The sequence below is a fragment of the Gemmiger formicilis genome (assembly GCF_900167555.1).
Lineage (GTDB): Bacteria > Bacillota > Clostridia > Oscillospirales > Ruminococcaceae > Gemmiger > Gemmiger formicilis.
On record NZ_FUYF01000061.1, the window covers coordinates 1 to 3,216 of the forward strand.

General features: G+C 61.0%; 3 protein-coding genes and 1 pseudogene. 2 read left to right on the forward strand and 2 right to left on the reverse strand.

Going from position 1 to position 3,216, the window contains the following annotated elements:
- The first annotated feature begins 147 nt into the window (after positions 1–147).
- Together B5D32_RS14410 and B5D32_RS14415 are read left to right on the forward strand one after the other, a co-directional pair.
- Complete coding sequence (locus B5D32_RS14410; protein ID WP_078785648.1) at positions 148–1,500, forward strand: glycoside hydrolase family 28 protein; 1,353 nt, start codon at positions 148–150, stop codon at positions 1,498–1,500.
- Positions 1,501–1,518: 18 nt separating this feature from the next.
- Entirely contained in the window at positions 1,519–1,836 is a 318-nt protein-coding gene (locus B5D32_RS14415; RefSeq protein ID WP_078785649.1) for an L-rhamnose mutarotase, read from the forward strand.
- Positions 1,837–1,913: 77 nt separating this feature from the next.
- On the opposite strand, the gene B5D32_RS14420 is transcribed toward B5D32_RS14415, so the two are convergent.
- Both B5D32_RS14420 and B5D32_RS15325 read right to left on the reverse strand, forming a co-directional pair.
- Complete coding sequence (locus tag B5D32_RS14420; protein ID WP_078785650.1) at positions 1,914–2,963, reverse strand: glycoside hydrolase family 88/105 protein; 1,050 nt, start codon at positions 2,961–2,963, stop codon at positions 1,914–1,916.
- A 30-nt stretch (positions 2,964–2,993) separates the two neighbouring features.
- A pseudogene (locus tag B5D32_RS15325) lies at positions 2,994–3,216 on the reverse strand (polysaccharide deacetylase family protein); the annotation flags it as partial.

Sequence of the window (3,216 nt, forward strand, 5' to 3'; positions counted from 1 at the left end):
GCTAAGCCAAAAGCGCAGATAATACTGGATGTCTTATCGAGCATTTTGGCAACGCAGATGCCGTGCCGCAGCCGCCGGAGCGGTGCTTAAGCCGTCAGGCGGGAATTGTGCGGTGTTGCCATAGACAAAAAATAAGGAGCAGGAGCGATGGACTACAGTATCTTACGCTACGGCGCTGTGGCAGACGGTGTGACCAACTGCGCGGCAGCCATCCAACAGGCGGTCGATGCAGCCGCAGCAGCGGGCGGCGGGCGCGTTATCGTGCCGGCCGGGCGCTTTTTGAGCGGCTCCGTGCTGCTGAAGGACAATGTGGAGCTGCATCTGGAGAGCGGCGCGGTGCTTATCAGCAGCCTGAACCCCGCCGATATTACCCCGTTCCCTCAGGGCGGGGACGGCACCGACCCTGACGACACCGCCGACGGCTGGGAGGGCGGCTTCTTTTTGGGGGCCAGCCACGCCAAAAATGTGACCATCAGCGGCATGGGCACGATCTACGGTCAGGGCGACAAGGTGTTTTTGGACAAGGATGTGGACAACGGCTTCCACGAATGCCCGAAATTCTGCGAGGCATTCCGCCCGCGCATGATGCTGTTTGAGGCAGTCGAAAACTTTACCGTGCGCGATGTGACCCTGCAGGACGCGGCGTTCTGGACGCTGCACATGGCGGGCTGCCGGCATGTGCGCATCCAGAACATCATGATTTTAAACGATGACCGCGGCGCCAACAATGACGGTATCGACCCCGATTGCTGCCGGGATGTCGTCATCTCCAACTGCATTGTGCGCACCGGCGATGACGCCATCGTGGTCAAATCCACCGGGCCGATGTCCCGCCGCTACGGTGCAAGCGAGAATGTGGCCATCACGGGCTGCATCTTACATTCCCGCGATTCTGCGCTGAAAATCGGAACCGAGACCCACGGTGTGATCCGCAATGTGACGCTGAGCGACTGCGTCATTGACGACTGCTCCCGCGCGGTGGGCGTCTGGGTGCGGGACGGCGGCACGGTGGAGGACATCCATGTCCACCATCTGACCGGCTGCACCCGCCGCTACGCCGACTCCTACCAGCTGCCCGGTGCGCCGGGCTGGTGGGGCAAGGGCGAGCCGGTGTTTGTCAGCGCCACACCGCGCAAGGGCAAGACCGGCCCGGCAGGCGTGATCCGCCGTGTCAGCTTTGACCATTTGTACCTGACAAGTGAAAGCTGCGCCTTTGCGGCCGGCGAGCCGGACAGCGAAATTCAGGACCTGCGCATCAGCGAGATGCACCTGACGCTGCAGCACCGCGGCACCCAGCCCGGCGGCCTGTTTGACGAGCAGCCCTCGGCCCGGCACATCTACCCGCACGCCATCCCGGCGCTGTACGCCCGCTGCGTGGACGGCCTGACCGTCAAGGACAGCACGGTGCGCTTTGTCGGTGAGAACGAGGCATGGGACGGCAGCGTAGCCGAGCTGGAGCATTGCCGCCGCGCAAAGCTGGAGCTGGAAAAGCTTGTATAACAAAAGGAGCGTATACAAATGGAGCATATGGCATGGAAGGGCCGCATCAAGCCCGGCTGCAAGGCAGAATATCAGCGCCGCCACGCGGAAATCTGGCCCGAGATGGTCAAGGTGCTGAAGGATGCAGGCATCTGCAATTACAGCATTTTCTACTGCAACGATGAGCTGTTCGGCTATTACGAGTGCGAAAAGGGTGTTGCCTACGCCGAAAAGGTACAGGCCGAAAGCCCGGTCGTTGACCGCTGGAACGACTACATGAAGGACATTCTGGAGCTGGAAATGGACCCCGTCACCGGTGCCCAGCCCAAGCTGGAGCAGGTGTTCCGGCTGGATTGAGAAAGGGCAAAACATCGATATGCAGGCAAAAGCCCCCGCTGCTTATGGCAGCGGGGGCTTTTGCCCTGTCAGACAATTTACAGTGCGCCGTCCGAGCGGACGTTGTCGTAGTTCAGCACACCGGCGAAGAAGGCCAGTGCCAGACCCTGACCCCAGCCCTGAATCCAGTCGCGGCTGATGCCGCGGTAGCCGTCGGCGTCCTTCATGACCGCCGTGCCGCCCGAGACATTCAGCACACGGCCGTCCGGGCTGACGTTGGCCAGCATACCGGGGATGGCCTTGTTGATGTACTTGATGTGCAGGGGGTTTCCCTTGGTGATCATGGCGGCGCCGATACCGGCGCTCGCGCTGACCTCCTCATAAGAGGCGGCATCGTCCACGATCGTGCGCCACAGGCCGTTCTCGGTCTGGTAAAGCTTGAGCGCGGCCAGTTGGTCGTTCAGGCTGCCGACCACATCCAAAAACTTGGGGTAGAGGTAGCACTGCGGCAGCCGCACGCCGACCTGCGCCATCGTGTAGGCCGCCCATGCATTGGCGCGCCCCCACTTGATGCCCGACATATGGTCGCCGGTGATGTTGTTGTAGCCGTGGTAGTACAGCCCGCTCTCGGGGTCCTGCAGGTACTTGATGTGCCAGTAATACTGGTTCAGCGCATCATCGATCAGGGCCTCGTCCTTCAAAAGCACGCCCATCCGCAGCAGGAAGAAGGCCGCCATAAAGAGCGTATCCGCCCACGCCTGCTCGGGGAAGTCGTTGTTGACCGAGACGGTGTGCTGCAGAACATGATCCCCGAAGCGCAGCGCTTCTTTTTCCAGATACTCGACCTTGCTTTTGGCGATGTCCAGATACTTTTCATCGCCGGTATGCTCATACAGGGTGATCAGGCAGTGCCCCATTGAGCAGGTGTTGACCGTCCAGCTCGGCAGGCCCAGCTCGATATACTCGTCCACGCGGTCCTTGACCAGCTGCAGGTAGCGCTCGTTTTTGGTGACCTCATATGCCTCGCAGATGCCGTAGTAGGCCACGCCGCAGGGCCAGTCCCATGTCATGTCCATCCGCATCGTGCGGTCCACGATCTTGTCGATGGTAGCCTCAATTTGGGCCTTGTCAAAAATCAGGTTTGCCATTGCTCTCTCCTTTTTAAATTGCGAATCCGCTTATACCAGCGCCACTGTCTTTCCGGCGGGGATCTCATAGTGGCGGCCGTCCACCTCGACCCAGATGGACTGGGCGTTGGGGTTGCAGACCTTATCGCCCGCGGCGGTGTACTGCAGGCGGGCGGCATCGGCCATGTAGTCCACGATCTCGATGTTGGTGGCGTACCAGGTGTCCTCGCGCCCGCCGGCCAGCTGGCAGAACTGCTCCATCAGGGCCCAGTCC